Origin of the sequence: Nonomuraea sp. NPDC049750, assembly GCF_040659625.1 — a bacterium.
Lineage (GTDB): Bacteria > Actinomycetota > Actinomycetes > Streptosporangiales > Streptosporangiaceae > Nonomuraea.
Map to the genome: position 1 here is coordinate 153,383 of NZ_JBFANB010000003.1, position 26,506 is coordinate 179,888.

General features: G+C 71.1%; 27 protein-coding genes. 25 read left to right on the forward strand and 2 right to left on the reverse strand.

The genetic code is table 11. The features are described 5' to 3' along the window. Positions 1-208: 208 nt before the first annotated feature. The 3 genes from AB0J16_RS09395 (at position 209) to AB0J16_RS09405 (ending at position 2,960) form a co-directional block, all read left to right on the forward strand. Complete coding sequence (locus tag AB0J16_RS09395) at positions 209-1,138, forward strand: UbiA family prenyltransferase (RefSeq protein ID WP_358536451.1); 930 nt, start codon at positions 209-211, stop codon at positions 1,136-1,138. Positions 1,139-1,588: 450 nt separating this feature from the next. Continuing rightward, positions 1,589-2,311, forward strand: a complete 723-nt coding sequence (locus AB0J16_RS09400) for a sensor histidine kinase (RefSeq protein WP_358536453.1) — start codon at positions 1,589-1,591, stop codon at positions 2,309-2,311. Further along, a complete protein-coding gene (locus AB0J16_RS09405; RefSeq protein ID WP_358536456.1) occupies positions 2,292-2,960 on the forward strand; it encodes a response regulator transcription factor in 669 nt (222 codons plus the stop codon). Before AB0J16_RS09400 ends, AB0J16_RS09405 begins: the two co-directional genes overlap by 20 nt. A gap of 73 nt (positions 2,961-3,033) precedes the next feature. On the opposite strand, the gene AB0J16_RS09410 is transcribed toward AB0J16_RS09405, so the two are convergent. Continuing rightward, positions 3,034-3,999, reverse strand: coding sequence for an aldo/keto reductase (locus AB0J16_RS09410; RefSeq protein WP_358536459.1), 966 nt, complete (start codon positions 3,997-3,999; stop codon positions 3,034-3,036). 335 nt (positions 4,000-4,334) lie between these two features. On the opposite strand from AB0J16_RS09410, the gene AB0J16_RS09415 reads away from it, so the two are divergent. From AB0J16_RS09415 to AB0J16_RS09425, 3 genes are all read left to right on the forward strand, one after another. After that, entirely contained in the window at positions 4,335-5,183 is an 849-nt protein-coding gene (locus AB0J16_RS09415) for a metallophosphoesterase (protein ID WP_357942026.1), read from the forward strand. 2 nt (positions 5,184-5,185) lie between these two features. After that, positions 5,186-5,872 (forward strand): 4'-phosphopantetheinyl transferase superfamily protein, encoded by a 687-nt coding sequence (locus AB0J16_RS09420; protein WP_358536462.1) that lies wholly within the window; start codon positions 5,186-5,188, stop codon positions 5,870-5,872. Between the two features lie 389 nt (positions 5,873-6,261). After that, positions 6,262-7,773, forward strand: coding sequence for a BTAD domain-containing putative transcriptional regulator (locus AB0J16_RS09425; protein WP_358536464.1), 1,512 nt, complete (start codon positions 6,262-6,264; stop codon positions 7,771-7,773). Here AB0J16_RS09425 and AB0J16_RS09430 read toward each other — a convergent pair. Next, entirely contained in the window at positions 7,689-9,377 is a 1,689-nt protein-coding gene (locus tag AB0J16_RS09430) for an FAD-dependent monooxygenase (protein WP_358537549.1), read from the reverse strand. The genes AB0J16_RS09425 and AB0J16_RS09430 overlap by 85 nt on opposite strands. Between AB0J16_RS09430 and AB0J16_RS09435 the strand changes: the two genes are divergently transcribed. From AB0J16_RS09435 to AB0J16_RS09525, 19 genes are all read left to right on the forward strand, one after another. Beyond that, on the forward strand, positions 9,324-9,458 hold the full coding sequence (locus AB0J16_RS09435) for a hypothetical protein (RefSeq protein WP_358537564.1): 135 nt from the start codon (positions 9,324-9,326) through the stop codon (positions 9,456-9,458). The genes AB0J16_RS09430 and AB0J16_RS09435 overlap by 54 nt on opposite strands. A 57-nt stretch (positions 9,459-9,515) precedes the next feature. After that, on the forward strand, positions 9,516-10,295 hold the full coding sequence (locus AB0J16_RS09440) for a 3-oxoacyl-ACP reductase family protein (protein ID WP_357647233.1): 780 nt from the start codon (positions 9,516-9,518) through the stop codon (positions 10,293-10,295). Positions 10,296-10,452: 157 nt separating this feature from the next. After that, positions 10,453-10,743 carry a phosphopantetheine-binding protein gene (locus AB0J16_RS09445; protein ID WP_225290089.1) on the forward strand — a complete coding sequence of 97 codons (291 nt, stop codon included), beginning with the start codon at positions 10,453-10,455 and terminating at the stop codon, positions 10,741-10,743. Continuing rightward, positions 10,740-11,336, forward strand: a complete 597-nt coding sequence (gene fabZ, locus AB0J16_RS09450) for a 3-hydroxyacyl-ACP dehydratase FabZ (protein WP_358536467.1) — start codon at positions 10,740-10,742, stop codon at positions 11,334-11,336. The genes AB0J16_RS09445 and fabZ overlap by 4 nt, the downstream gene beginning before the upstream one ends. Before the next feature lie 3 nt (positions 11,337-11,339). Beyond that, the gene (locus tag AB0J16_RS09455) at positions 11,340-12,404 is read left to right on the forward strand and encodes a glycine cleavage T C-terminal barrel domain-containing protein (RefSeq protein WP_358536470.1); all 1,065 of its coding nucleotides are present in this window, start codon (positions 11,340-11,342) and stop codon (positions 12,402-12,404) included. 25 nt (positions 12,405-12,429) lie between these two features. Continuing rightward, entirely contained in the window at positions 12,430-14,742 is a 2,313-nt protein-coding gene (locus tag AB0J16_RS09460; protein ID WP_358536473.1) for a beta-ketoacyl-[acyl-carrier-protein] synthase family protein, read from the forward strand. Continuing rightward, on the forward strand, positions 14,739-15,488 hold the full coding sequence (locus tag AB0J16_RS09465; protein WP_358536476.1) for a nitroreductase family protein: 750 nt from the start codon (positions 14,739-14,741) through the stop codon (positions 15,486-15,488). The genes AB0J16_RS09460 and AB0J16_RS09465 overlap by 4 nt, the downstream gene beginning before the upstream one ends. Beyond that, positions 15,485-16,726, forward strand: coding sequence for an FAD-dependent oxidoreductase (locus AB0J16_RS09470; RefSeq protein WP_358536479.1), 1,242 nt, complete (start codon positions 15,485-15,487; stop codon positions 16,724-16,726). The genes AB0J16_RS09465 and AB0J16_RS09470 overlap by 4 nt, the downstream gene beginning before the upstream one ends. Next, positions 16,723-17,589 carry an alpha/beta fold hydrolase gene (locus tag AB0J16_RS09475; RefSeq protein ID WP_358536481.1) on the forward strand — a complete coding sequence of 289 codons (867 nt, stop codon included), beginning with the start codon at positions 16,723-16,725 and terminating at the stop codon, positions 17,587-17,589. The genes AB0J16_RS09470 and AB0J16_RS09475 overlap by 4 nt, the downstream gene beginning before the upstream one ends. Before the next feature lie 19 nt (positions 17,590-17,608). Continuing rightward, complete coding sequence (locus AB0J16_RS09480) at positions 17,609-18,514, forward strand: ACP S-malonyltransferase (RefSeq protein WP_358536484.1); 906 nt, start codon at positions 17,609-17,611, stop codon at positions 18,512-18,514. Then, a complete protein-coding gene (locus AB0J16_RS09485) occupies positions 18,511-18,936 on the forward strand; it encodes a phosphopantetheinyl transferase (RefSeq protein ID WP_358536487.1) in 426 nt (141 codons plus the stop codon). Before AB0J16_RS09480 ends, AB0J16_RS09485 begins: the two co-directional genes overlap by 4 nt. A gap of 1 nt (position 18,937) precedes the next feature. Further along, positions 18,938-19,798 (forward strand): nuclear transport factor 2 family protein, encoded by an 861-nt coding sequence (locus AB0J16_RS09490; RefSeq protein WP_358536489.1) that lies wholly within the window; start codon positions 18,938-18,940, stop codon positions 19,796-19,798. An 11-nt stretch (positions 19,799-19,809) separates the two neighbouring features. Next, complete coding sequence (locus AB0J16_RS09495) at positions 19,810-20,598, forward strand: alpha/beta hydrolase (protein WP_358536491.1); 789 nt, start codon at positions 19,810-19,812, stop codon at positions 20,596-20,598. Beyond that, positions 20,595-21,152: a hypothetical protein gene (locus tag AB0J16_RS09500; protein WP_358536493.1), complete on the forward strand. Its 558-nt coding sequence runs from the start codon at positions 20,595-20,597 to the stop codon at positions 21,150-21,152. The genes AB0J16_RS09495 and AB0J16_RS09500 overlap by 4 nt, the downstream gene beginning before the upstream one ends. Beyond that, positions 21,140-22,135, forward strand: coding sequence for a right-handed parallel beta-helix repeat-containing protein (locus AB0J16_RS09505; RefSeq protein WP_358536496.1), 996 nt, complete (start codon positions 21,140-21,142; stop codon positions 22,133-22,135). Before AB0J16_RS09500 ends, AB0J16_RS09505 begins: the two co-directional genes overlap by 13 nt. Then, on the forward strand, positions 22,132-23,070 hold the full coding sequence (locus tag AB0J16_RS09510; RefSeq protein ID WP_358536498.1) for an ABC transporter ATP-binding protein: 939 nt from the start codon (positions 22,132-22,134) through the stop codon (positions 23,068-23,070). The genes AB0J16_RS09505 and AB0J16_RS09510 overlap by 4 nt, the downstream gene beginning before the upstream one ends. Before the next feature lie 2 nt (positions 23,071-23,072). Then, positions 23,073-24,251 carry an ABC transporter permease gene (locus AB0J16_RS09515; RefSeq protein WP_358536500.1) on the forward strand — a complete coding sequence of 393 codons (1,179 nt, stop codon included), beginning with the start codon at positions 23,073-23,075 and terminating at the stop codon, positions 24,249-24,251. Next, complete coding sequence (locus AB0J16_RS09520; RefSeq protein ID WP_358536502.1) at positions 24,248-25,396, forward strand: ABC transporter permease; 1,149 nt, start codon at positions 24,248-24,250, stop codon at positions 25,394-25,396. Before AB0J16_RS09515 ends, AB0J16_RS09520 begins: the two co-directional genes overlap by 4 nt. Before the next feature lie 85 nt (positions 25,397-25,481). Continuing rightward, complete coding sequence (locus AB0J16_RS09525) at positions 25,482-26,477, forward strand: hypothetical protein (protein ID WP_358536504.1); 996 nt, start codon at positions 25,482-25,484, stop codon at positions 26,475-26,477. The last annotated feature ends 29 nt before the right edge of the window (positions 26,478-26,506 follow it).

Genomic DNA, 26,506 nt, shown 5'->3' on the forward strand with positions numbered 1-26,506 from the left:
TTCTCAGTTCGGTGAGGCGGGAATGTGATTCCGTGCCCCGACCGACGACCTCAAGCTATAGGGGTGGCGGTGACCGGACAAGGCGGATCCCCAGGAGTTCGGGGTGGCGCGCCGAGAGTTGTACGGGGGGTATCTAAAGTACCAATGCCGACTACAACTTTCGGATGCCGCCCTTACCGGATCCCTTACCGAGGGCCACAATCCGGTCATGGTCAGCTTATCGGTGTCCAATCAAGCGCCAGGTGTCACCGCCCTGCGATCCAGTGCGCGGGTGCTCCGGCTGTGCTTCGTCGAGGCCCGTCCTGCCGTACTCGCCGTGTCCACCCTTCGATTCATGACCGGAGCCGTGCTCGCCCTCCCGGTCTCGCCAGTGCCGGAACCGGCGAAAGTGCTGCAGGGGGCCGCGGCCTGGGTTCTGTCGATCTTCGCCATCTACCTGCTCAACGGCGTCACCGACGTCACGGAGGACCGGGTCAACGGGTCCGGCCGGCCGATCGCCCGCGGTGATCTCGCCCCGCGGACCGCGGCCGTGGTGGCCGCCGTCGCGGCCGTTCTCTCGATCGCCGCGACCGCCGGACTGCCCCCGGCGCTGACCTGGATCGTCGGGCTCAACCTGGTCCTCGGCTACCTCTACTCGGCGCCGCCGTTCCACCTCAAGAGCGGCTCGACCGGCACGGTCGTGGTGCTGTGCACGTCGGGGCTGCTGTCGTACTGGGGCGGGCTGACCGCCATCACCGGCGGCGAGAGCCTGTCCACGCCGAAGGGCCTGATCGTGTTCGCGGTCGCCGCCACCTGCTGGATGGCCTTCGTGGGCGTACCCGCCAAGGATCTGTCCGACATCGAGGGAGACGCCGCGGCGGGCCGGCGGACCATCGCGGTGACCTGCGGAGAGCGGAAGTCACGTCATTGCATGTACGTCGCCGCGCTCACGCTGGCCGCCGCGCTCGGCGTGGCCGTCGTGTTCTTCCGCGTGCCGCTCGCCGGTGTCTGCCTCGCCATGGCGGCGGGCACGGTCGCGGTGATCGCGGCGGGCCAATCAGCCGCCAAGGGCGGAAGTGATCAACAACGCCGGCCTTACAGGGCGTTCATGGTGACGCAGCACCTAGTTCACATTACCGCGCTGATCTCTAATATCTGACCTTATATGTTGCTTTGGTGAGGCACCTGCGAGATAGTTGGGGCACGCGCGTCCCATGGCCAAGGGGGCTCCTTGGATGCGGCATACGATGCTGAGAACGACCCTGCGAGATTCGTTGATGCTTGTCGAGAAGAAATCCTCAGGGAATTCGAGTCGCAGCTCCAGGCCACCGGCAACGCGCTCTCCGCGGATCCGCGCGCCACGCACCAAGCCGTAATGACCGCCGAGTTCGTCCTCGACGATGTGGCGGCCACGCTCCGTGCCGGAAAAGTGCAGGTCAACGAGCTCTATAAGTTCCACGCATGGGAAGTCGGCACTACTCGCGCCTCGAGCGGAGTTCATCCGAAAGCCTCTCTTGAGGCGGGCTCACTTTTTTTCCGGGTTGCTCTGAGTCACCTCGCGCGGCGAATAGCCGTCGAGGCCGACTCGCCGGCCGAAGCATTCACACTCGTGGCCACCGGAATGGAGGAGAGCCTCTCCCGGCGAATCCGCGAGTCCGCCGAGAGCTATCACCGCTTCCTGCTCAACCAGGTGCAGGAGGCCCAGGGGGAGGAGCGCCGCCGCATCGCCCGTGAGCTGCACGATCGCATCGGCCATGGGATCAGCGTCGCGCATCAGCAGCTCGCTCTGTCGGAGGTGCACCGGGCCAGCGACCCGGCGCGGGCGGAGGTCAAGGTCGGGGTCGCTCAGCAGGCCATCCAGGAGACGATGGAGAACCTGCGGCAGATAACCTCCGAGCTGCATCCCCAGGTCCCCGTGAGGAGTCTGGAGAAGGCACTGCTCGGTTTCCTGGAGGCGGTCGAGGACGATGTCGTGTCCGTCGGCCTAGATGTGAACGGTGACGAGTCATGGGCGGAGCCGAGGGTCCTCGACGAGGCGTTCCTCATCATCCGGGAGGCCGCCCGCAACGCGCTCAGCCATGCCGGGCCCTCGGTGATCCTCATGCGGGTGGACATCGCGCCGCACGAGCTCAGCGCGACCGTCCAGGACAACGGGCAGGGCTTCGACCCGTCGTGCGCCCGCGAGCGTGGCGGCGTGGGCCTGACATCCATGCGGGAGCGCGCCGAGTTACTCGGGGGCAATGTGGCCATCTCCAGCGTCCCGGGCAACGGCTGTCTCGTCGAGCTCCTCATCCCTCTCAAGAGACAGCCCCATGAACCGGACCGACCGTAACACCAAGATCAGCGTCGCCATCGTGGACGACCATGCCCTCTTCCGCGAGGGCCTGCGTGAGATCCTCGAGGCCTCCGGCGAGATGAGCATCGTCGGCGAGGCCGGCGACTCCGCGACCGCGCTGGCCGTCGTCCTCGAGACCCGGCCCGACGTGGTCCTGCTCGACGTGGAGATCCCCGGCGACGAGGTGACCGAGACGGTCACCCGGATCCGGTGCCTGTCCCCGGAGACGCAGATCATCATCCTGAGCATGTACGACGGGCCGCAGCTGCTCACCAGGCTGCTGGCCGCGGGCATCCGCGGTTACCTGCTCAAGAGCGTCCACCGGCACGAGCTGATCGCGGCGATCAGGAGCGTGTACGAGGACCCGGCGCGGGTGGTGCTCGCGGTGTCGCGCCACAGCCTCGCGCATGTGGAGGGGCCGGCGCCCGGCGTACTGTCGCAGAAGGAGCAGGAGGTGCTCCAACTGGCCGCGCAGGCGCTGAGCAACGGGCAGATCGCCCGCCGGCTCGGGCTCGCCGAGGCGACGGTGAAGCGGCACATGCGCAACATCTTCGTCAAGCTCAACGCCGTCTCCAGGATCGACGCCGTCAACAAGGCGCTCGCCGCGTCCCTGATCTCGCCCCAAAGCCGGAACGATCCCGACTGAGCCGCCTTGACCCCCGCGCCCTGAGCCCAATCGGGCCCTGAGGTTTGAGCACTGGGCTCGGCTGGGTGCGGGGTCAGAGCAGGAGTGAGCCCGACTGGTTCGCGCCGCCGGCCGGGAGGATGCCGGCCAGCCGGTCGCGGGTTTCTGGCGTCAGGCGGACACCGGAGGCGGCCAGGTTCATCTCCAGGTGCACCGGGTCGCGGGTGCTCGGCACGGGCACGACGTGATCGCCGTGGGAGAGCAGCCAGGCCAGCGCCAGCCGGCCGGCGCCCAGGTCGAGCTGGGCCGCCGCGGCCTCGATCTGCCGCAGCGGAGGCGTGCTCAGCCGCAGGTGTTCCTGCTGGAAGCGGGGGTCCTCGTGCCGCCAGTCACCGGTGCCGAGCTGGAGCGGTGACCTGATCCGGCCGGTGAGGAAGCCGCGGCCGAGCGGGCGGGCGGCGACCACGCCGAGGCCGAGCCGCCGCGCCTCGTCGAGGAGCTCCGGCGAGGCGTGCGGGCCCCAGAGCGAGTACTCCAGGGCGAGCGCGGTGACGGGATGCACGGCATGCGCCCGCCGTACCTGGTCGACCGTGGCGTTGGTCAGTCCGAGATGGCGGATCTTGCCCGCCCGCACGAGCTCCGACAGCCGGGACACAGCCTCCTCCACCGGGGTGCGGTCGTCCTGGCAGTACAGGTAGTACAGGTCGACGCAGTCGACACCGAGGCGTTGCAGCGACGCCTCGCAGGCCCGCGCCAGATGGTCGGGGCTCGCGTCGAACTCGATCGGCTCGCCGGCGCCGCCGCGGCGCACGCCGCCGCGCGTCGAGACCACCACCTCGTCGCGCCGCCCGGCGATGGCGCGGCCCACGAGGCGTTCCACCTCTCCGGCGGCGTAGAAGCCGGCGGTGTCCAGGAGCGTCACGCCACCGTCCAAGGCCCGGCGAATCAGCCCGAGCGCCTCATCGCCATCGATGGGGCCATAGGCGCCGCTGAGGGCCAGTGAGCCGAGTCCGATGTTCGAGATGTCCGGTCCATCCCGTCCCAGCCTCGTGTAACGCAATTGGACCGCCTTAGTGTGCCAATCGCAGACTGCTGCATTTCTATTGATACCTAGCATCACTCAAAGTGCGGTCAAAGACCGGTCAAAGTCCGATCCAGCGGTTCGGATCGGCTTTGCGCTGAGGTGGAAGCTAGGTATTTATCCTCTTATATATACGTTTTGCGGGGCCCCCTGGATGGCACGAGTTCTGCCCGTACCCGCTGACCTGGGAACTCCTTCAGGGGCCGCCCTGACCTGCGACAACCCCTAGGCGTCCCCCCTACTTCCGAGGATGACGCCCCATAAAGTAGTTAAGTCGGCTTTCGCAGAGATATGCTGCTGTATAAGCTGTGCTGGTGGTCGTTGGAGGGTCGGGTGGCGGGAGGTTGCTGGCGGTCAGCGACCTCCATGTGGCCTTCTCCGAGAACAGGACCGTCGTCCAGAACGTCTTTCCGTATTCGGCCGACGACTGGCTGCTGATCGCCGGAGATGTCGCCGAGCGGTTCGCCGACATCGAATGGGCGCTGACCCTTCTCAAGAGCCGTTTCTCCACGGTCGTCTGGACGCCCGGAAACCACGAGTTGTGGACACCGCGCGACGATCCGATCCAGTTACGGGGCGAGCACCGCTACCTCGCCCTGGTGGAGATGTGCCGGGGCCTCGGCGTGCTGACGCCGGAGGATCCCTATCCGGTCTGGACGGGGCTCGGCGGTCCGGTGACCGTCGCCCCGCTGTTCCTGCTCTACGACTACACCTTCGGCGCGAACGGCGCGGGCAAGCGCCTGGCACTGGAGCGCGCGCACGAGGCGGGCGTCGTCTGCACCGACGAATATCTGCTGCATCCGGACCCCTACCCGACCCGCGACGCCTGGTGCCGGGCGCGGCTCGCGGAGACCCGGCGCCGCCTCGGCGAGCGGGATCCGCGCCTGCCCACCGTGCTGGTCAACCACTATCCGCTCGTCCGCGAGCCGACCCGGATCCTGCGGCACCCGGAGTTCGCCCTGTGGTGCGGGACCGAGCGGACCGCCACCTGGCCCCTGCACTATGACGCGGTCGCGGTCGTCTACGGGCATCTGCACATCCCTCGCACGACGTTCCACGACGGGGTGCGCTTCGAAGAGGTCTCTCTGGGCTATCCGCGCGAGTGGGTCCCGCGCGGGCGCACCGGCGGCCCGCTCAGGACCGTACTTCCAGCTCCGGAGTGAAGATGATCGAGCACATCCTGCCCGCGACGGTCAAGGCGTACGACACCTTCGACGACCCGCCCGGGACGATGCTCTTCCCGGAGGAGGAACGGCTGATCCAGCGGGCCGTGGACAAGCGGCGCAAGGAGTTCACGACGGCGCGGCTGTGCGCGCGCAAGGCGATGGAACGGCTCGGCGTGGCGCCGGTGCCCGTGCTGTCGGGGCTGCGCGGCGAGCCGCTGTGGCCGCTGGGCGTCATCGGGAGCATCACCCACTGCGCCGGCTACCGGGCCGCCGCGCTCGCCCAGGCGGCCGGGACGATCGGCATCGACGCCGAGCCCGACAAGCCGCTGGCCGAAGGCGTCGTGGAGGCCATCTCGCTGCCGCAGGAGCGTGACATGCTTCGCGCTCTGGCCGCCGAGCACCCGGGGATGAGCTGGGACCGGCTGCTGTTCTGCGCCAAGGAGTCGGTGTACAAGGCGTGGTTCCCGCTGGCGAAGCGGTGGCTCGACTTCCAGGACGCGGCGATCACGGTGGATCCGGTGCGGCGGACGTTCACCGCGCGCCTCCTGGTTCTCGGGCCCCGCTGGCAGGGGCAACGTCTGGGCGGCTTCACCGGCCGGTGGATGACCGGCAACGGCCTGATCGTGACGGCCATCGCCGTCCTGGCCCCGCAGCCGGCCGTCCAGAGCAGCGGCCCGGCCCGGTGAACTTTCCCCGGTGAGCTTCTCGCGCTGAGCACAATGCGGAAGGCCATCACACCGAATGGTGTGATGGCCTCTCGCGTTCCGGGGGTGCAACGGCGGAGAACTGTGCATCGCCTCCCGAGCGGACAAAGTACCGGTCAATCCGTCTGAGTTGAATCCTAGGACCGCCGGAATAGGTTTCCGACCCCTAGGTGACCCCTGGAGACGGCCATGGGGTGCGGATTCTGCGGCACCCCTATCGAGTGGGTTCGGCCTCCCGTCAGGGGCCGCTTAGGGGTGACTCGGCCAGGGAGCCGTTACTAGCTTTGTGAGTAGTGCATATCCCGAGTTATCGGCGGGAGAGATTCCCACATGGCGCGACAATATCTTTATCAGGCCGGGACGGAACGCTGATGGCACTCGAATTCCACGTCCTCGGCCCGCTCCGGGTGTTCGACGACGGCGAAGAGCTACAGATCTGCGCGAACAGGGAGCTGGCGATCCTGGCCAGCCTGGTCCTGAACGCCAACCGGGTCGTCAGCGTCGACCGGCTGATCGAGACCGTCTGGGCCGGCTCGGCGCCGCAGAGCGCGGGGCGGCAGATCGCCATCTGCGTGTCGCGGCTGCGCAGGACCCTAGGGGCCGCGGCGATCGAGACCTCCAGCCCCGGCTACCTGCTGCGGGTCTCGGCCGAGGACATCGACTGGCTCCGGTTCGGGGCGCTGGTGGCGCGGGCGCGCGGCCAGGCGGCGGGCGGGGCCCGCGAGGACGCCGTCCTGCTGCTGCGGGAGGCGCTCGCGCTGTGGCGGGGCAACCCGTTCGAGGACATTCGCGGTCTGCGGTACGACGTCGCGCGGATGGAGGAGTCCCGCCTTGAGGCCCTGGAGGCGTGCCTTGAGCTGGAGATCGACCTGGGGCACCACCACCGGGTGATCCCCGAACTGCTGGCCCTCGTGGCGGAATGCCCGTTCCGGGAGCGGGTCCGGGCCCAGCTCATGCTGGCGCAGTACCGGGCCGGCCGGCGGGCCGAGGCGTTGCGCACCTACCAGGAGACGCGCCGCTACCTGCTGGAGCAGATCGGCCTCGAACCGGGCCCGGCGCTGCGGCGGCTGCACGACCAGGTGCTCCGCGACGAGTCCGGGCTCATGCGGCCCGCCGCCCACCGGCCGTCCGGCGCGGGACCGGTCGTACCGTCGCAGCTGCCTCCGCAGGTGCTGCCGTACGTCGGCCGCACGGGCGAGCTCGCCGCGCTGGACGCGGCGCTGCGGCCCGAGCCCGAGGTGGCGATGCCGGGGACGATGGTCCTGAGCGGCCCGCGTGGGGTGGGCAAGTCGGCGCTGGCCCTGCGCTGGGCGCACGCCAGGATCGACTGGTTCCCCGACGGGCAGCTGTACGCCGACATGCGCGGCGTGTCCGCCGGCGCGGTGGTCGACCGGTTCCTGCGGGCGCTCGGCGTGCCCGCCCAGGACATCCCCCTCGACCCCGCCGAGAAGCTGGCGCTCTACCGCAGCTGTACGGCGCGCAGACGACTGCTCGTGGTGCTGGACGACGTCAAGGACAGCGCCCAGGTGCTGCCGCTGCTCCCCGGCGGCGCCAACTGCCGGGTCATCGTCACCAGCGCCGACCCGCTCGACGACCTGGTGGCCAGGCAGGGCGCGCACCGCGAGTTCGTCCGCCCGCTCCCGGCCGAGGCGGCGCGGGAGCTCGCCGACATGCTCGTCGGCGCGCCCTACACGCCGACCGTGGCCCAGGCCGTCACCGACCTGGTCGCCACGTCGTCAGGCAACCCCCTGTCCGTACGCCTCGGGGCCGCGCAGATGCGTACGCGGGCCCGCCACCATCACGACCTGGCCAGGATGGCGCCCAACGCGCCGGCCAGCGCGGCCTGCGACGCCGCCCCGCCGGGCGAACGCCAGCCGACATGACCGTCAGGGCGGACCAGCACGGCCCCGGTGTCGCCGACGCCGTACTCCTCCGCCCAGGTCGGGGAGGTGAGCGGCGCGTCGGGCTCGCTCTCGCCCGCACGGGAGATCTCGACGACGGACAGCGTGACGCCGAGCCGGTGCGCCGCCTCCTTGGCGGGCTGGACCCACCCGCTGCCGGTCGGGGTCATGAGGGTGAAGGCCGGGCCCAGCAGGTCGAGCGTCGACACCCTGCCCTCCCGGGAGGCCAGCCAGACGTGGGGGGCGCGGTGGCCGGGGCGGGCCGTCGGGACGTAGGTCCGGTAGGGATCCGCCGGTGCCGGGTCCGGCGTGCCGTCGGGCACCACCGCGGCCGACTCGTAGCGGAAGCCCAGGATCAGGCCCTCGGAGCTGCGGCGCTCGGCCTGCTGCTCGATCGCCTGGTCCATCGACAGCTGCCCTTGCATCATGCGCAGGGTGATCAGGGCGTTGGTCAGGCTCTCGTCCACTGTCCTGGCGGCTATGGGGCGGCGCTCGGCGTCGTATGTGGCCAGCAGCTCCGCACCGGCCGTCCCGTTAAGGACGGCGGCCAGCTTCCAGGCCAGATTGTGCGCGTCCTGGATGCCGCAGTTCATCCCGAACCCGCCCTGCGGAGTGGTCGCGTGCGCGGCGTCGCCGGCCAGGAAGACCGGACCGCTGCGGAACCCGGTCGCCACCACCGCCTGCTGCAGCCATGGCATGACCCCGACGACGGTGACGGGCAGGTTGGGCAGGCCGACGGCCGAGCGTACCGCCGCGACGCACGCCTTTTCGGTGAAGTCGGCCGCGCTGCCGCCGGTGCTCGGGTCGTAGCCGGTCTGGATCATCCAGCGCCGCTTGTTGTCGACCGCCTCCACCGCGCACGGCGGGTCGCTGCGCAGGAACGACAGCGCCACCCGGCGGTCGGCGGGCAGCTCGCCGAGGTCGGCGTCGAACATGACGCTGACCATGTGCCCCAGCGGCGGCGGCCCCACGACCTCGATCCCGAGCCGGTCCCGGATCCCGCTGCGGCTCCCGTCGGCTGCCACAAGATAACGCGCCCGCACGAGCATCGGCCCGTCCCCGTCCCCGTTCCAGCTCTCGGGCTCGGTCATGGGGTCGGGAGCCTGCCCGGTCCTGGGCCCAGCCGCTGGTCCGGTGGTGGATGCGGCCGTGGGCTCGATGGTCGCCTCCACGCCGTCGGCGGTGACGCGGAGGTCCGTCATGGCGGTCGCGAAGCGGACGTCGGACCGTGGGTGAGACTCGGCGACCCTGCGCAGGATCACTTCGAGGATGTCCTGCGAGCAGAGGTAGGTGTACGTGGGGCTCTGCGGTGCGTCGCGGTCGATCGCCGCCGCTGCCCGTACGAAGTCATCGGAGGCCAGCGAGGTGCCGACGCCGACCGCCAGCACGTCCTCGCGGGGCATTCCCGCGCCCTCCACCTCCTCGGCGATTCCCCAGGACCGGAAGATTTCCATGGTTCTGGTGGAAATGAGGCGCGCTTTCGGGAAAATCGCGGTCCCCGGGTGTCTCTCCACGAGAAGGGAGGATATTCCGTGCCGGGAGAGCTCGATGGATGCCGCCAGGCCGACCGGCCCGCCACCGACGATAAGAACCTCAACATCGACCTCGTGCATGTTGTTAGCGTCGTATATCTGCTTATCGCCGTCAATGCATGGATAACCGGATGATACAGGCGTGATATCCGCCTTTAGTAGCTTTATCGGTGCAGGTACCAATTGTTTGGTATGCGCATTGTCAAACCCCTGGAGACGATGATGCTCTTTGCCGAAGGCTCCGTGGCCCTGGTTACGGGCGGGTCGCGCGGCATCGGCCGGGCGGTCGCGCTCGACCTGGCCCGGGAGGGTGCCCACGTCGTGGTCAACTACGCCCGTTCGGAGGCGGACGCCGAGGAGGTCGTCGCCCTGATCGGGAAAGAGGGCGGCAGCGCGACGGCCGTGCGCGCCGATGTAACGGACGAGGCCGAGGTACGGCGGATGTTCCAGGGCGTACGAGCCGATCACGGCCGCCTGGACGTGCTGGTGACGAGCGCCGGCATCACGCTGGACCGCTATCTCGTCGCCATGAGCCTGGAACAGTTCCGCGGGCCCATCGACACCAACGTCACCGGCACCTTCCTGACCTGCCGGGAGGCGCTGCGCATCATGCAGCACCAGCGGCGGGGCGCGATCGTGACCGTGTCCTCGACCAGCGGGCTGGACGGCGGCTTCCCCGGCCAGACGAACTACGTGGCCTCCAAGGGCGCGATCATCGCCTTCACCCAGGCGCTGTCGAACGAGGCGGCCCCGCACGGGATCCGGGCCAACGTGGTGGCGCCCGGGTTCGTGACCACCGACATGACGCGCAAGGTGCCCGCCAAGATCAGGAAGGACTACGAGACGCGCATCCGGCTGGGCCGCATGGGCCGGCCGGAGGAGATCGCGACGATCGTGAGCTTCCTCGCCTCCGACAAGGCGTCGTACATGTCCGGCGCGGTGGTGGTCGCCCACGGCGGCGGCCTCGGCTGACCCGCCGCGTCGCGAGTCCACCCGCCGCGAAACCACCCGCTGAGCCCCACCCGCTGAGTCCCCACTTGCTGAGCCCACCCGCTGTGAGCCGATCTCGGCACGAACCGTGAACCAGTCCCCGACCGCAAGCCCCCGTCACGAGGCACATGGAGGATGGATGACCCTCGACCAGCTCCGCGCGAAGGCCGCCGAGCGCCGGCAGACGTGCACCCAGATCAAGAAGATGATCGTGTCCCGGCTCGACCTGGAGATCGAGCCGGACTGGATCACCGACGACCAGCCGCTCTTCGGGCGCGGCCTCGAACTCGACAGCCTCGACGTCCTGGAGTTGTACGTCGCCATCGAGGCCGAGTTCGGCGTGGCGCTGTACGACAGCGAGATGGCCGTCTTCGGCTCGGTGTCGCGGCTGGCGGACGAGGTCAACCCCGCTCTGCGGGCGACGCCATGACGATCGGCGCCACCCAGCTCGCCTCGGCCACAGCGGCGGCCACGGCCTCGGCCACAGTCGCGGCCTCGGCAGCGGCTACGGCGACGGGCACGGCCGCGGCGAAAGCCGCCACGACGGCGCAGGCGGTCAGGTCGGCGGCCACGGCGACCGGGCTGAACCATGACCAGATCAGGCAGGTGCTCCCGCACCGCTGGCCGATGCTCCTGCTCGACCGGGTCAGCAGGGTGGAGCCGGGCGTCAAGGGCACCGCGACCAAGAACGTCGCCGGGACCGAACTCTGGTTCCAGGGCCACTTCCCGACCGCGGCCGTGCTGCCCGGCATCGTGATCATCGAAGCGCTGGCCCAGCTCGCCGGGGTGGTCTTCGCCCTGGCGGGCGCGAGCGAGATCAGCTACCTGGCCGGCGTCAGGTCGATGCGGTTCCGCCGTCCCGTCGTCCCCGGCGACCAGCTGACCCTGTCGGCCGAGCGGACCGGGGGCGGCGCCGGGTTCGCCGAGTACCGGGTGTCGGCGCGGGTGGACGGCCAGGTCGCCGCCGAAGGAAACCTCACGATCGCCGATCCGGCGGGTCAACGTTCCGTACGAAAGGTGTGAAGCATGGCTACCGTCCTCGCGAACCTGCATCCGGAGGGCACCGTCTACGGCGAGGTGGGTGACAGCTCGGTCCCGCTGCGCTTCTCCGAGTCGGCCGATGAGTATCGGGTGCTCAGGGAGCGCGCCGCCGTCCTCGACCTGGGCGGGAACCGCCTCATCGAGATCACCGGGCCCGCGGCCGTGGACTTCGCGCAGCGGCTGCTCGCCCGCGACGTGGAGTACCTCACTTCGGAGCGCTGCATGATGAGCCTGGTCCTGGACGAGTCCGGGCAGGTCGTCGACCAGGTGCTGGCCTTCGGCCGGGAGAACGGGATCCTGCTGGAGAGCTCCTGCGGCGCCGGTACGCGCCTGCTGGAGCACCTGGAGGAGCACAACGACGAGGGCGTGGTGATCACCGACCGGTCGGCCGACCTCACGGTCCTGGCCCTGGAGGGGCCCTACGCCTGGGGCGTGGTGGGGCGGCTGATCGACGGCGAGCTGGCCTCGCTGCCGTTCGAGTCGGTGGTGGAGACCGAGTGGAACGGCACCGAGATCATCTTCGCCCGGACCGGTTTTACCGGCGAGTACGGCTACCAGATGATCGTGCCCATCGAGTCCGCGGCCGAGCTGTGGTGCCAGGCGCTTGAGCACGCGGGAGCGGCCGGCCAGGAGGCCCTCGAGCTGGCCATGCTGGAGGTACGCCAGCCGATCCCGCGCCATGAGGCGACGGCCGGGGCGAGCGTGATCGAGATCGGCGCCAACTGGCTGGTCGACGTCACCAAGGACGAGTTCGTCGGCAGGGAGGCGGTGCTGGCGGCGTTCGAGTCGGGCCAGGGCCGCCGCACGGTCGGTTTCACCGGCGGCGACGCCATCCCCGAGGCGGGCGCCAGGGTGCTGGCGGGCGGCCAGGACATCGGCGAGGTGGTGCACGCGGTGCGCAGCGCCGGTCTGGGCGCCACGCTCGGCCTGGCCAGGGTCGACGCGGAGCTGGCCGCCGCCGGTCTGGACTTCACCGTGGACGGCGTCGAGGTGACCACGCTGACCAGCCCGTACATCGTGCCCAAGAGCTGGAGCATCCCGATCATCTGATCGGGCTTCTGAGAAGGAGACAAGCATGGCGCTGCGGCCTGTCGTCGTCACCGGCCTGGGCATCATCTGTGCGATCGGCCGCGATCCCGCGGAGTTCTGGCAGCGGCTCGTGTCGGGCACCGGCGGTCTCACGCCGGTCCTGGACGAGAACTTCGCGGTGTTCGAGGCGCGGCACGCGGGCCAGGTTCCCGACGAGTGGATCGACGGAGGGCTACCGGAATCCGACGCCGGCCTGGACCGTACCGCCCGGCTCGCGCTGATCGCCGCCCGCCAGGCGATCGAGCAGGCGGGCCTGACCGGCGCGGACCCCGACCGGTTCGGCATCATCCTCGGCAAATGCCAGGCGACCCCCGACGCCGTGGGCCGCTACCAGCCCATGCACCGCACCGAGGACGTGGTCGCGGACCGGCTCGGCATGCGCGGCCCGCGCATCCTGGTGTCCACCGCCTGCGCGGCGGGCGGCAACGCGGTCGGGCTCGCCAAGGACAAGATCCTCACCGGCGAGGCCGACGTCGTCCTGGCCGGGGGCGTGGATCCGCTGCTCTTCGGCACGTACGCGGGCTTCGCCGGGCTCAAGGCGCTCAGCACCGGCCCGTGCCGCCCGTACAGCCACTCCGACGGGCTCAACCTCGGCGAGGGAGCGGCGTTCCTGCTGCTGGAGCCGCTGGACCGGGCGCTCGCGAGAGGCGCCACGCCACTGGCGGAGGTCGCCGGCTACGGCCTGTCGGCCGACGCCTACCACGCCACCGCGCCCGACCCCACGGGGCGGGGAGGGGCGAGCGCGGTACGGCGGGCGCTCGCTGACGCGGGCCTGACCACGGACGACGTGGGCTACGTGAGCGGCCACGGCACCGGCACTCCGGCCAACGACGCCATGGAGGCCAAGGTCATGCGGGTGGTGTTCGGCGAGCGGGCCGGACGGGTGCCCACCAGCAGCATCAAGTCGTTCGTCGGCCACACGCTGGGCGCCGCGGGCGCGGTGGAGGCCGTCGCGAGCGTGCTGGCCCTGCGGCACGGCACCGCGCCGCCCACCATCGGCTTCGCCGACGACGCCGTACCGGGTGACCTGGACTTCGTGCCCAACGTGGCACGGGAGCTGCCGATCGACACCGTGGTGTCGAACAACTACGCCTTCGGCGGCAACAACGTCTCGCTCGTGCTGACGACGCCGCGGGCCGCGCGGGAGTACGACGAGCTGCCGGACGCGGCGGCCGTGATCACCGGGCTCGGACCAGTGACCGGGCTGGGCACCGGCATCGGCGAGGTGGCCGAGGCTATCGTCACTGGGCGCCAGGCGGCCGGGCAGGCGCCGTCGCTCGACGGGCGGACGTTCGCGCCGCGCTCGCTGTGGCGGCACATGAACCACCTGTCCAGGATGGCGATCGCCGCCTCCCGGCTGGCCTGGGAGGACGCCGGGCTGCAGTTGCCCAGGAAGGAGCTCGACGACGTCGGGCTGGTGTTCGCCACGGGCGCCGGGTCGGCGGAGAGCACCGGCGGGTTCGACGAGAGCATCGCCGCGAACCCGAACAAGCCGGCCGTGCTGAGCTTCTCCAACGTCGTGCTGAACGCCACCGGCGGCGCCGTCTGCCAGACGCTCGGCCTGCGCGGGCCCACCACCACGATCTGCAACGGCGGCGCCTCGGCCTCGATCGCCCTGGACTGCGCGCTGGAGATGATCAGGGCGGGCAAGGCGGACGTGGTGCTGGTGGTCGCGGCCGACGAGACGGTCGCCACGGCTGTCGGCGACGCCGTGGTGTCGCCGTACGACCGGCGGCACTCCGGCACGGTTCCCGGGTCGGCGGCGGTGGCCTTCCTGGTGGAGTCCGCCGAGCACTGCACGAGACGTGGCGGGCGCCCGTACGCGCGGGTCATGGGGACCGGCCACGCGAGCGGCGGGAACCCGACCACGACGGGCCAGGCGAGCGGCGCGGACCCGACCACGACGGGCCACGCGGGCGGTCGGGATCTGGTCGCGCGGGTGCTCGCCCGGCTGCCCGAAGCCCGGCCCGAGCTGGTGGTCGGCGCGGGCACCGGGGTTCCTGGCGACGCCGAGGAGTCGGCCGCCGTGTTGACGGCTCTGCCCGGCGCGGTGCTCACCACGTCGGCGGGACTCACCGGCGACTGCCAGGCCGCCACCGGCGCCATGAACATCGCCATGGCCGCCCTGGCGATCCGCGACGGGATCGCCCCCGCCCTCATCGGGCTCGTCGAGCCGCACGCGGGCGAGCCGGCCTCGTACGTGACCAAGCCGGACCTGCCCGACCCGATCGGCCAGGCGCTGGTGCTGACCGCCGCGCCCGGCTCGGTGCGCGGCGCTGTACTGCTGGGGGCGCCATGACCGTGACCCTGGGCCCCGCGCAGGCACCGCCCTTCGACGTGGCCGAGACGGACCGGCTGCTGACCACCACCCGGTCGGTGCGGCGGCGGCTCGACCTGGAGCGGCCCGTGCCCCGCGAGGTCGTACAGGAGGCCCTCCAGGTCGCCGTCCAGGCCCCGACCGCCAACAACCACCAGAACTGGCGCTGGCTGGTCATCACCGACCCGGCGGTCAAGGAGCGGATCGCCGAGATGATCTCGACCTCCTGGACGTTCCACCGCAACGACATGTGGACGAACGCGGGCAGACGCCGTAACAACCGGCAGGCCCGCAAGAACTACGACTCGGCCGAGGCGCTGGTCGAGACCATCGGGCGGGTGCCCGTCCTGGTCATGCCCTGCGTCCTGGGCCGCCCGCCGGACATCGAGGCCATCAACACGGCCTGGGACCGGCGGATGGCCGACAAGGTCCCCGAGGACCCGGGACACCTGGTCCAGCACGGCCCGATGCGGGCGAGCATCTTCTACGGCTCCATCTTCCCGGCGATCTGGTCGTTCCAGCTGGCACTGCGCAGCCGGGGCCTCGGCAGCACGATCACCTGCATGCACGTCCCCCACGAGCGTCAGGTGGGCGAGCTGCTCGGCATCCCGACCGGGGTCACCCAGGTGTGCCTGATCCCGGTCGCCTACACGCTCGGCACCGAGTTCCGGCCGGCGGATCGGTACGGGGCCCACGAACGTACGTACTGGGAGAGGTGGGAGGCATGACCGTCGACTACGCCGACGTCGTCATTGCCGGAGGCGGCATCGCGGGCGCCTCGGCGGCCTGCAAGCTGGCCGCCGGCGGGCTGTCCGTCGTGCTGCTGGAGAAGCAGGAGGAGTACCGGGACCTGGTCCGCGGCGAGTGGCTGGCCCCCTGGGGGATCAGGGAGGCGCAGCGGCTGGGCGTCTACGACTGCTTCGGGGCGGGCGGCGGCTGGGAGATCCGGGAGTGGATGACCTGGGACGAGGCCGTCACCGAGGACGAGGTCGAAGCGGTGGACATGACCCGCTTCATCCCCGGCATCGGCGGGCCGATGTCGTTCCCGCACTACCAGGTGTGCGAGCTGATGGCGGCGCAGGCCGTGGACAGTGGTGCCCGGCTGGTGCTGGACGCGGCCCGGGTCACCGTCACGCCGGGTCGCGAGCCGGTGGTGACCTACCAGACCGAAGAGGGCCCGCGGGAGATCCGGGCCAGGATGGTGCTCGGCGCCACGGGCCGGGGCAACACCGTCGGCCGTCAGATCGGCGTCCGGATGCGCAACTCCATGCACCACTGGGGCGGCGGCATGATGGTCGAGGGCATGGACGGCTGGCCCGCCGACGTCCAGGCCATGGGCACCGAAGGTGACGTCATGTTCATGGTCTTCCCCCAGGGCTATGGCCGGGCCCGCCTCTACCTGAACTTCCCCACGGTCAACAAGCTCCGCTACCGCGGCCCCGGCGGCGTCGAGCGTTTCCTGGCCGCCTTCGAGCTCGACTGCCTGCCCGACAGGGGCAAGGCGGTGACCGAGGCCGTACCGGCGGGGCCGCTGTCGGTGTGGCCGTCGGTGTCCAGCGTCCCCGAGGGGCCGCCGCTGACCGAGGGCGTGGTGCTGATCGGCGACGAGGCCGGCAACGCCGACACCGTGCTCGGCACCGGGCTCTCCTGCGCCCTGCGCGACTCCCGTACCGTCTGCGACATCCTGCTCGGCGGCGACGACTGGTCGCCCGCGGCGTTCGCGCCGTACCTGGAGGAGCGGGACTTCCGCCTGGAGCGTCTCGACTTCGGCGCGTCGATCATCAGCAGGCTGCACGTGGAGTTCGGGCCCGCGGCCACGGAGCGGCGGCGCCGGGTCCGCAAGCTCATGGCCAAGAACTTCGCCGCGCAGGTGACCGGGCTGCTCAACATGGTCGCCCCCGAGGACGTGCCGGAGTTCGGTTTCAGCGAGTTCTTCGCCGAGCGGTTGTTCAGGGAGACGGCATGAACAAGAAGAGGATCCAGGTCAACGACGTCGAGCTCGCCTACGTGGACGAGGGCGAAGGCGATCCCGTAGTCCTGCTGCACGGCTTCCCCGACTCCTCCTACCTGTGGCGGCACCAGATCCCGGCCCTGGTCGAGGGCGGCTTCCGGGTGATCGCGCCGGATCTGCGCGGGTTCGGCGACTCCGGCAAGCCGCAGGAGATCGAGGCGTACGGGATGCAGACGATCGTCAACGACGTCGTCGCCCTGACCATGAAGCTCGGCATCCGCCGGCCGCACATCGTCGGCCACGACTGGGGTGCGGCCATCGCCTGGATGTACGCCTTCCTGATGCCCCGCAGGCTCGACCACCTGGCGGTGCTGTCGGTCGGGCACCCGGGCGTCTTCGCCACTCCTTCGCTGGAGCAGCGGATGGCCTCCTGGTACATGCTCTTCTACCAGTTCCCCGGTGTGAGCGAGGAGCTGCTGCGGCGCAACGGGTGGCGGCTGTTCAAGGAGATCATGGGCCGCGACGGCGACTACGACCGCTACCTGCGCGACCTGGCCCGGCCCGGCGCCCTGACGGCGGGCCTGAACTGGTACCGCGCCAACCGCTCGCCCGAGGCCGAGCTGCGGCCGGCCCGCCCCTTCCCGCCCGTGCTGGCGCCCACGCTCGGCATCTGGGGAGCGGGGGACAAGGCGCTGCTGGAGGAGGGCATGTCGGCCTCCGGCAAGTACGTGAAGGGGCCCTGGCGCTACGAGCGCGTCGAGGACGCGGGCCACTGGCTCCCGCTCGACGCCCCCGATGAGGTGAACAAGCTGCTCCTCGGCTTCCTCGGCACCGAGCAGGCCGCTCATGAGGAGAGGCGACCGCGCAGGCGGCTGTAGGCGAAAGGAGTGCTGCGCAATGCTTGGATTTCTCTTCCCAGGACAAGGCACGGTCCGTGTCGGTATGGGTGCGTGGCTGCGTCGCAGACCCGTGGCGCGAGCGCGGCTCGACGAGGTTGACGCGCTGCTCGCACAGCCCATCACCCCGCTGTGCGCTCGCGGGCCGCTGGAGCGGCTGGTGGCGACCGAGCACGCGCAGGTCGCGGTGACCGCGTGCAACCTGGCGGCGCTGGCCGTGCTGCTGGAGGAGGGATTCGAGCCGCTCGTGGTCGCCGGGCACAGCGTCGGCGAGCTGAGCGCGCTGCACGCGGCAGGCGTGCTTACATTCGCCGACACCGTACGGCTGGTCGAGCTCAGGTCCCGGCTGATGGCCGAGGTCGGTGACACGGGTGGGATGCACGCGGTGATGGGGCTGCCGGTCGAGGAGGTCGAGGCGCTGGCCGCCGAGGCAGGCTCCGTGGACGAGCCGCTGGTCGTGGGCCTGGAGAACGCGCCGGGCCACGTGGTGGTCTCCGGCGCGCTGTCGGCCCTGGACCGGCTGGGCAAGCTCGCCACCCGGGCCAGCAAGATCGTGCCGCTGCGGGTGGGCAACGCCTTCCACTCACCGCTGATGGCGGCGGCCGTCCCCGCCTGGGCCGAGGCGGTGCGAGCCGCGCCGATGAGCGAGCCCCTCGTACCCGTGGTCCCGAACGTGACCGGCGAGCCCACCACCGACCTCGCCACGCTCAGGGACGCGCTGGTCGCCCAGCTCACCGGGCGGGTCCGGTGGACGGACACGGTGAACGCGGTGGAGGAGTTCGCCCCCGGTGTCGAGGTGGGCGACAGCAAGGTACTGGCGGGCCTGTCGCGCCGGGCGGGCGCGCGCTGCCTGAGCCTGGCCGAGCCCGCCACCCTCCGGCGATTGTCCAGGGAGATCGCGGCATGAACCGGTGGGGCAGCGCGATGGTCGGCTTCGCCGGGCTCTCCCGGCCTCAGGAGCTGGTCGGCGACATGCGCCTCGAAGAGGTGTACACGGCGGCCGAGCGCCTCAGGTCGGGGTACGGCCGCACGCTCCAGCACTGGGCCGGGCGGCTGGCAGGCAAGTACGCGGTGCTCCGCCTCCTCGGTGTCGCTCCCACGGCCGAGCACCTCGGCCAGGCGGAGGTGCTGCCCAGGCCCACCGCCAACTGCGCGAAGACCGCCGTCTGCCACACCGGGCACCCGCCGGCCGTCCGGCTCGCCGGGGCGCTGCGCGCGGCAGCCGGGTCCGGCCAGCAGATCCGGCTCTCGCTCAGCCACACCGACGGCAAGGTGCTCGCGGTGGCCGTCGCCTCCGCGCGCCTGCCTGAAGACGAAGACGAGGCATGACATGGACGCCAGGAAGGCCGCCGAGCGGCACCTTGAGGCGTGGCAGGCCGGTGACCCCGAGGCCGTGGCCGCCACCGCCGCCTCCTACAGCGACCCAGACTCCGGCGGCGAGCTGAGCGGGGCCGCGCTGGCCGCCCACGCCGCCGCCGCGCTGGCCCGCTTCCAGCGGCCGAAATTCGTCGTGGACGAGGTCGTCGGCGACGGCGAGGCCGTCACGCTCTGGTGGACGCTCCAGGCCGACCACCGCGCCCCCTACCTGGGCATGCCCGCCGTCGGCGGGACCGTCGGCGTCCAGGGGAGCGACCTGGTGACCCTCGGCCCGGACGGTCCGCGTGTGCGGCGCCGCTTCGACCGGCTGGCGGTCGCGGAGGCGCTCGGCTACTCGGCCCGGTTCGTGCCGGCGGCCGATGCGGAGACGGGCGGGATCAGGCAGTTCGGCGTCAGCGCGCGCGTTCCCTCCGGGCGTACCGAGCCGCCGGGCGTACTGACCCTGACCTGGCTGGAGGTCCGCGACGACGCGGAGGCGGCGGACGTGGACCTGCTCAGCGTGGAGGTCGTCAAGTCGCTGCGGGCCTCCAAGGGCTTCCTCGGCCTGGCGACGTTCGACGTCGGCGACCGCAAGTTCACCGTGACCGCCTTCGACCGCCCCGAGTCCGTCCGCGCGGTGCACGCCCGGCCGCACCAGCGGAGCATGCGCCGCTTCTTCAAGGGCGGCCTGTGCACCCGGGTGCTCACCAGCGTCTGGATCCCCTCCGACATCCGCGAGTACGCCCGCTGCCCCGACTGCGACACCGTCGTCCGGGTCGGACCGGACGCCGCCTGCGGCTGCGGGTGGGTCCCGGGCGACGCCTCCCTACTGTGACTGGAGCCTTCATGTCCGACTTCACCACCGAGCACCGGCTCGGCGACCGCGAGGGCGGGCCCGCCGTGGTCTTCATGTCCGCGCTGTTCGCCGGCGGCTGGATCTGGGAGCACCCCTACCGCTACCTGGCGGAGGCCGGCGTGCCGGTGCTGCGTACGCATGAGGCGATCTGCGCGCTCGACCGCCGGGTGGCCGGCTCGATCGAGCGGCTCGGCGACGCGCTGCTGGCCGCCTGCGACGAGGCCGGCGTCGAGGACCTGGTCCTCTGCGCCAACTCACTCGGCGGCCTGGTCGCCATCGACCTGGCCGGCCGCCGCCCCGAGCGGATCAAGGGCATCGTGGTGAGCGGCGCCCCCGGACTGACCCCCGACCCCGACGTTGGCCTGAGCTTCGACCGCCGGGCCAGCGTGCAGCCGTTCGGTGACGACTTCGGCGTCCGCATGGTGTCCGCGCTCTTCCACGGTACGGAGCCGTACTTCACGCGGGCGCAGATGGACGAGGTCGGCACCATGCTCCGGCAGCCGGAGTCCATGGTCAGCATGGCCCGCAGCCTCAAGGCCACCCGCCGCTACCAGGTCAAGCCGGCGCTGGACAGGGTCCGCTGCCCGTCCCTGTACGTCTGGGGCAGGCACGACCGGATGACGCCGGTCGGCCCGTGGCTGGAGCTGCTGGCCGACTACCCGGAGAACGACGTGGTGGTGGTCGAGGAGAGTGGGCACATCCCGATGATCGAGCGGCCGGACGAGTACAACGCGGTCCTCGAACCGTTCGTGGCCCGCTGCGCCAAGGTCGCGGCATGACGTTGTCTGGCGGGCAGCAGGTCATGCGGTCGGACGCGTGGACGGCCGTGCTGCCGGTCGTCCGGCCGGTCGCCCCGCCCGTGTCTCCTCCCGTGCTGGTCGGAGTGGACATTGTGGACGCGGAGCGGCTCGCCAGGGCGGCCGGGCGCGGCGGTGCCGTGTTCACCGAGCACCTCACCACGCCCGCCGAGCGCGAGCTGGGCGCGGAGGAGGTGGCCTTCTCCGTCAAGGAGAGCTTCATCAAGGCGGTGGGCGGGCGTCCGCCCGGCTTCACCTGGCACGACTTCGAGGCCCGTGCCGGACGGCCCGCCGCCTGGGCGCGGCGGCTGCTCGACGAGGCGGCCGCGGAGCTGACCGCCTCGACCGGGCTCGCGCTGACGGGCGGCTCGTCCTACGCCGTCCGGGGCGCGAGCGAGCAGGCGGCCCTGGTACGGCTGGCGCCGCGCCGGGGCCGGGTGGCCGGGGAGGCCCGGTGGGGGATGGGCGCGGGACTGCTCGTCTCCCTGGCGATCGTGTACGGCGACGGGGAGGGAGACCCAGGATGTCCCAGGTGAAGCCCGGTGAGTCGATCCAGCGGGCGCTGGACGAGGCGGGCGCCGGAGCGACGATCGAGCTGGCGGCGGGCACGTACGCGGAGAACGTCTGGATCAGGCACAACGGCGTGACACTGACCGGCGCCGGGGCGGGCCGTACGGTGCTGGTCCCGGGAGACTCCGTACCGGCGGGGATCCCGAAGCTGCACGACGCGGCGGCGGACGTCGTCAGCGGCATCAGCCTGCACGGCGTCGGCGACGTCACGATAGCCGGGCTGAGCGTGCGCGGCTCGACCGGCGCGGGGATCTACGCCCACACCGTGACCGGCCTGACCGTGCGGGATGTCGAGACGGCCGGCAACGCCGTCTGGGGCGTCTACGTGCGCGAGTCGAGCCGGTGCGAGGTGACCGGCTGCACCACGTCGGGCAGCCAGTACGGCGGCATCGCGGTCAGCTTCTGCCCCGAGGCCGATGGGCTGGTGGCCGACAACGAGAGCTTCGCCAACGCCTTCGGCATCTTCGTCGACAACTCCTCCCGCGTCCGGGTGCTACGCAACTCCTGCCACGGCAACGCCGCCGGGCTGCTGATGCTCAACCAGACCTACGAAGGCGAGCCCGACGGCGGCGTGCGCGACTGCCTCGTCTCGGGCAACGACCTGTACGGCAACGGCCTGGCCGCGGGCGGCGACGCCCCCGACGCGCTGGGCGCCGCGGGCCCGCCGATCTCCGGCGTGGGCCTGGCGCTGATCGGGACGCACCGGGTCAGCGTCGTGGACAACCGGATCCACGACAACCATCCCAGCGGCGAGTCGGTCATGGGCGCCGCGTTCGTCATGGGCTCGTCCAAGGACTGGGGAGGCGACGACGCCGTGGACAACCACATCCTGTGGAACCGGGTGACCGGCAACAGCCCGCTCGACCACCAGCTCGGCGTCGACCTGGAACGCCAGGTCTGCGCGGGCAACACCAGCGACAAGGGCGAGCCGGACGGGTGGGGCCGATGACCGCGACTCTGGCCTGTACCGGCCTGAGCAAGAGGTTCGGCGACGTGCTCGCCGTACAGGATGTGGGGTTCGCCATCGCCCCCGGCGAGGCGTACGGACTGCTCGGGCCGAACGGCGCGGGCAAGACGACCACGATCTCCATGCTCGTCGGCCTGCTCAAGCCCGGCACCGGGAACGTGACGGTGTGCGGCACGGACCTCGCCGCCGAGCCGCTGGCCGCCAAGGCGAAGATCGGCTACGTGCCGCAGGAGATCGCGCTCTACCCGGAGCTGACCGGGCGGGAGAACCTGCGCTTCTTCGGCCGGCTGTTCGGTCTGCCGCGACGGGAGCTGGCGGCGCGCATCAGCGAGGTGCTCGACTTGGTCGGACTGTCCGATCGGGCCGACGGCAAGCTCGGTACGTACTCAGGCGGTATGAAGCGGCGGATCAACATCGGCGCGGCCCTGCTGCACCGGCCCGAGGTGCTCATCCTGGACGAGCCGACCGTCGGCGTCGACCCGCAGAGCCGCAAGGCCATCCTCGACGGCGTGGAGCGGCTGGTGGCCGACGGCATGGCCCTGCTCTACACCTCGCACTACATGGAGGAGGTCGAGCGGGTCTGCCACCGGGTCGGGATCATCGACCACGGCCGGATCGTCGCCGAGGGCACCCGCCACGAGCTCGTCGCCATGGTCGGCAGCGCCGACAAGATCGAGCTGATGCTCGACGGCGACGTGGACGGCGCGTTCGACAAGCTCCAGGCGCTGGAAGGCGTCGTCGAGGCGGTCAGGACCGGCACCGGTTCGGTGCGGCTGCTCGCGGAAGGCGGCCGCTACGTGCTGCCCGCGATCATCACCGCCGTGGACGGCCGCGCCACCGTGACCGCCGTCGAGGTCATCGAACCCGACCTGGAGGCCACCTTCCTCCACCTCACCGGCAGCAAGCTGCGGGACTGATCATGCTGAGACCCCTGATGTCCGTCGCCGCGCTGGAACTGCGTACCCGGGTACGCGATGGAACCGCCCTGGTGGTCGCCCTGATCGTGCCCATCGCGCTGGCCACCCTGTTCGGCCTCGCCCTGGGCGGGGACGACCCGCCGCTGCGGGCCACGATCGGCTTCGTCGACCTCGACCGCGGCGAGTTCTCCGCCAGCGTGCGGCGGGAGGTCATGTCCAACGAACAGCTCAAGGGCACGCTGACTTTGCGCGACCTGCCCAGCAGGCAGGAGGCGCAGCGCTCGCTCGACGCCGGCGACATCGGGTCGGCCATCGTGTTCCCGCAGGGGTTCACCAAGAGCGTCGGCGCGGGTTCGGGCGGACAGGTCGCGGTGCTCACCTCCGCCGAGTCGCCGCTGGCCGGCGTGGTGGCGAACGCCATCGTCGACCGCATCTCCTCGGTGGTGGACGCCCGCACGCTCGCGGTCCGCGCCTCCCTCGCGTACGGCGTGCCCGGCGACCGGGTGAAGGAGCTGGTGGAGCGCAACGGCGCCGCCGGGCCCGGACTGAGCCTGGCCGACGACCCCATGGAGGGCGGCAAGATCGACCTGTCGGTGTACTACGGCTCCGGCATGGCCGCCCTGTTCGCCTTCTTCGTGGTGGGCGCCTCGTTCAGGAGCCTGCTCACCGAGCGGCGGCAGGGCACGCTCGACCGGATGCGGGCCGGGCCCATCCCGCAGTGGACGCCGATCGCCGGCAAGGCCCTGGTGGGGTTCGGGCTGGGCGTGGTCAGCGTTGTCGCCACCTGGGCGTCCTCCTCGCTCATCTTCGGCACCAGCTGGGGTGACCCGGTGGCGGTCTTCGCGCTGCTGGTCGCGCACGTGCTCGCGGCCGCCGCGATCACCATGCTGGTGGCCAGCCGGGCCAAGACCGACGCCCAGGCCGACGGGGTGACCATGGTCGTCTCGTTCGTGATGGCGTTCTTCGGCGGCAGCCTGGTGCCGCTGTACAACCTGCCCGGCTTCCTGCAGAAGGTGGCGCTGCTCACCCCGAACGGCTGGACGTCGACCGGGCTGATCCGGCTCGCGGGCTCCGGCGGGGGACTGACCACGGTGATCGTCCCGATCGGCGTGCTGTGCGCGATCGCGCTGGTGGCGGGCGGCCTGGCCGCGGCCGGCTTCAGGAAGGGGCTCCTCGGATGAGGCCACGTCCTATTTTGGCGCTGGTGGCGGCGAACCTGCGGCGGCTATCCCGCGACAAGGTCGGCCTGTTCTTCATGGTGATCATGCCGTTCGTCAACATCGTGTTCGTCGGCATGGCGCTCGGCGGGGGTGCCGTGGGGGCCGCCAAGCTGCCCGTCGGCGTCGTGGCCACCGGCTCCGACCCCGTCACGGCCGCCGTACTCAAGGAGCTGCGCGCGCACCCCGACCTCGCCATCACGACCGTGGCGACCAAGCAGGACCTCCAGTCGGGCGTACGCGAAGGGTCCCTCGCCGCCGGGCTGGTGATCCCGGCCGGCTCCACCAAGCTCGAACTCGTCATGACCCAGATGAACGGCAGCGGCATGGCGGCCCGCAGCGCCGTCGATGTCGCGGTCGGCCGGGTGGCCGCCGTACTTGAGGCCACCAGGGCCGTCGAGGCCGCGGGCGCCACGCCCGCGCAGGCCGCCGCGCGCGTGCGCGAGGCACAGGCCGACTCGGGCCGCGTCGCGGTCGTCGGCTCCGGTACGCCCGGCGCCACCCCCAGGGGCTTCGCCTACACGGCCCCGGCCAACCTGCTGCTGTTCACCTTCATCAATTCCATGGCCGTGGCCGCCGCGCTCGCCGAGAGCAGGCGGCTCGGGATGATCCAGCGCGCGCTCACCGCCCCCGTCAGGCGCCGGTCGGTGCTCGCGGGGGAGGCGCTGAGCAGGTTCGCCGTGGCCGTCGCGCAGTCGTTGTTGATCATGGTGGTCAGCTCGCTGGTGTTCGGCGTGTCGTGGGGCGACCCGCTGGGCGTCGCCGCGGTGGTCGGCTCGTTCTCCCTGGTGGCCACCGGTGCCGCGATCCTGGTCGGCAGCCTCGTACGCTCGCCCGCCCAGGCGCCCGCCATCGGCCCGCCGCTGGGCATCGTGCTCGGCATGCTGGGCGGCTGCCTGTGGCCCAGGGAGTCGGCGGGGGACTTCCTCAACTCGCTCGGTTACCTGTTCCCGCACGCCTGGGGCATGGACGCGCTGCTGGCGCTGACCAAGCCGGGCACGGGCATCGGCACGGTGCTCCCCGAGGTCGCCGTGCTCTCCGGGATGGCGGCGGCGCTGCTCGGCCTGTCGCTGTTCCTGTTCAACCGCCGCACTCGAACCTTCACCTGAGCGTTCCGTTTCAACCGCCGCTTCCCAACCTTCACCTGAGAGTTCTGGTCACCTGAGAGTTCCGTTGAGTTGATGGGAGATCGTGATGACGACTATTCCGTTCTTTCCGGGGATGACCCCCGTGGGCGGCGACCACGCCACCGACGTTTACCGTTACGCGGCCCGCAAGGGAGCGATCGAGGCGCTTGAGGTGGCCGCCGCCGATCTCGGCATTGGCCTGCATGAGATGCACGAGGCGGTGGCCCACCTGGTGGAGAACCGCCTGCTCATGATGGAGGACAGGGCGGGCCGCCGGTTCGTCCCCGTGGATCCCGAGGTGGCCGCGGCTTCGCTGGTCTCCTCCGTCGAACGGGAGATCTACCAGCGCCGGGAGCTGATCGACCAGATCCGCGAGCGGATCAACGTGTTCCGGCAGGACTACACCGGCAGGACCTCGGCGCCCAGCGCGATCGAGTATCTGGTGGGGTCGATGGAGGTCCGGGGCTTCCTCAAGACGGCCGGCGACTCGTGCCGGGACGAGGTGCTGGTGCTCCAGTCGAGCTTGACGGACGCGGATGAGCTGTCGCAGGCGTACTCACCGCTGCTCGGGCGGGGGATCACCGTGCGCATCATCTGCCAGCACCGCAACCGGGCCGATCTCGCCACCCGGATGCGGATGAAGAAGCTGACCGACGCGGGGGCCTCGGTGTGCACCGTCAGCCACATTCCGCGCTCGGCCGTGGTGTTCGACCGGTCGCTGGTGGTGCTGTTCGGGCTGTCGGACGGGGAGACCAACGTGGCGCGGGTGCACAACCACGGGGTCGCGCAGTTCCTGCTGGACCTGTTCAACCACCTGTGGGAGACGGCCACGCCGCTGGAGGGCGTCGAGGCCGGGTACGCCGACGTGGCCGACGATCTCCAGCAGGCCATCGCGGCGCTGATGGCCAAGGGCTACACCGACGAGGTCGTGGCGCGCAAGCTGGGCATGTCGGTACGCAGCTGCCGCCGGCACATCGCCACGCTGATGCGCGACCTCGACGCGACCAGCCGATTCCAGGCCGGGGTGCAGGCGGCCAGGAAGTTCCTGCCCAACGGCGCGTGACAAGTGTTCGGTCGTCTGTGCGGGCCCGC

Excerpts from the sequence above, each read along its gene's own strand:
- AB0J16_RS09465 (WP_358536476.1), top strand. The coding sequence starts at position 14,739 with ATGACCGTGACCCTGGGCCCCGCGCAGGCACCGCCCTTCGACGTGGCC.
- AB0J16_RS09420 (WP_358536462.1), top strand. The coding sequence starts at position 5,186 with ATGATCGAGCACATCCTGCCCGCGACGGTCAAGGCGTACGACACCTTC.
- AB0J16_RS09490 (WP_358536489.1), top strand. The coding sequence starts at position 18,938 with ATGGACGCCAGGAAGGCCGCCGAGCGGCACCTTGAGGCGTGGCAGGCC.
- AB0J16_RS09395 (WP_358536451.1), top strand. The coding sequence starts at position 209 with ATGGTCAGCTTATCGGTGTCCAATCAAGCGCCAGGTGTCACCGCCCTG.
- AB0J16_RS09525 (WP_358536504.1), top strand. The coding sequence starts at position 25,482 with ATGACGACTATTCCGTTCTTTCCGGGGATGACCCCCGTGGGCGGCGAC.
- AB0J16_RS09505 (WP_358536496.1), top strand. The coding sequence starts at position 21,140 with ATGTCCCAGGTGAAGCCCGGTGAGTCGATCCAGCGGGCGCTGGACGAG.
- AB0J16_RS09405 (WP_358536456.1), top strand. The coding sequence starts at position 2,292 with ATGAACCGGACCGACCGTAACACCAAGATCAGCGTCGCCATCGTGGAC.
- AB0J16_RS09485 (WP_358536487.1), top strand. The coding sequence starts at position 18,511 with ATGAACCGGTGGGGCAGCGCGATGGTCGGCTTCGCCGGGCTCTCCCGG.
- AB0J16_RS09470 (WP_358536479.1), top strand. The coding sequence starts at position 15,485 with ATGACCGTCGACTACGCCGACGTCGTCATTGCCGGAGGCGGCATCGCG.
- AB0J16_RS09440 (WP_357647233.1), top strand. The coding sequence starts at position 9,516 with ATGCGCATTGTCAAACCCCTGGAGACGATGATGCTCTTTGCCGAAGGC.
- AB0J16_RS09510 (WP_358536498.1), top strand. The coding sequence starts at position 22,132 with ATGACCGCGACTCTGGCCTGTACCGGCCTGAGCAAGAGGTTCGGCGAC.
- AB0J16_RS09460 (WP_358536473.1), top strand. The coding sequence starts at position 12,430 with ATGGCGCTGCGGCCTGTCGTCGTCACCGGCCTGGGCATCATCTGTGCG.
- AB0J16_RS09520 (WP_358536502.1), top strand. The coding sequence starts at position 24,248 with ATGAGGCCACGTCCTATTTTGGCGCTGGTGGCGGCGAACCTGCGGCGG.
- AB0J16_RS09425 (WP_358536464.1), top strand. The coding sequence starts at position 6,262 with ATGGCACTCGAATTCCACGTCCTCGGCCCGCTCCGGGTGTTCGACGAC.
- AB0J16_RS09455 (WP_358536470.1), top strand. The coding sequence starts at position 11,340 with ATGGCTACCGTCCTCGCGAACCTGCATCCGGAGGGCACCGTCTACGGC.
- AB0J16_RS09475 (WP_358536481.1), top strand. The coding sequence starts at position 16,723 with ATGAACAAGAAGAGGATCCAGGTCAACGACGTCGAGCTCGCCTACGTG.
- AB0J16_RS09495 (WP_358536491.1), top strand. The coding sequence starts at position 19,810 with ATGTCCGACTTCACCACCGAGCACCGGCTCGGCGACCGCGAGGGCGGG.
- AB0J16_RS09445 (WP_225290089.1), top strand. The coding sequence starts at position 10,453 with ATGACCCTCGACCAGCTCCGCGCGAAGGCCGCCGAGCGCCGGCAGACG.
- fabZ (WP_358536467.1), top strand. The coding sequence starts at position 10,740 with ATGACGATCGGCGCCACCCAGCTCGCCTCGGCCACAGCGGCGGCCACG.
- AB0J16_RS09515 (WP_358536500.1), top strand. The coding sequence starts at position 23,073 with ATGCTGAGACCCCTGATGTCCGTCGCCGCGCTGGAACTGCGTACCCGG.
- AB0J16_RS09480 (WP_358536484.1), top strand. The coding sequence starts at position 17,609 with ATGCTTGGATTTCTCTTCCCAGGACAAGGCACGGTCCGTGTCGGTATG.
- AB0J16_RS09500 (WP_358536493.1), top strand. The coding sequence starts at position 20,595 with ATGACGTTGTCTGGCGGGCAGCAGGTCATGCGGTCGGACGCGTGGACG.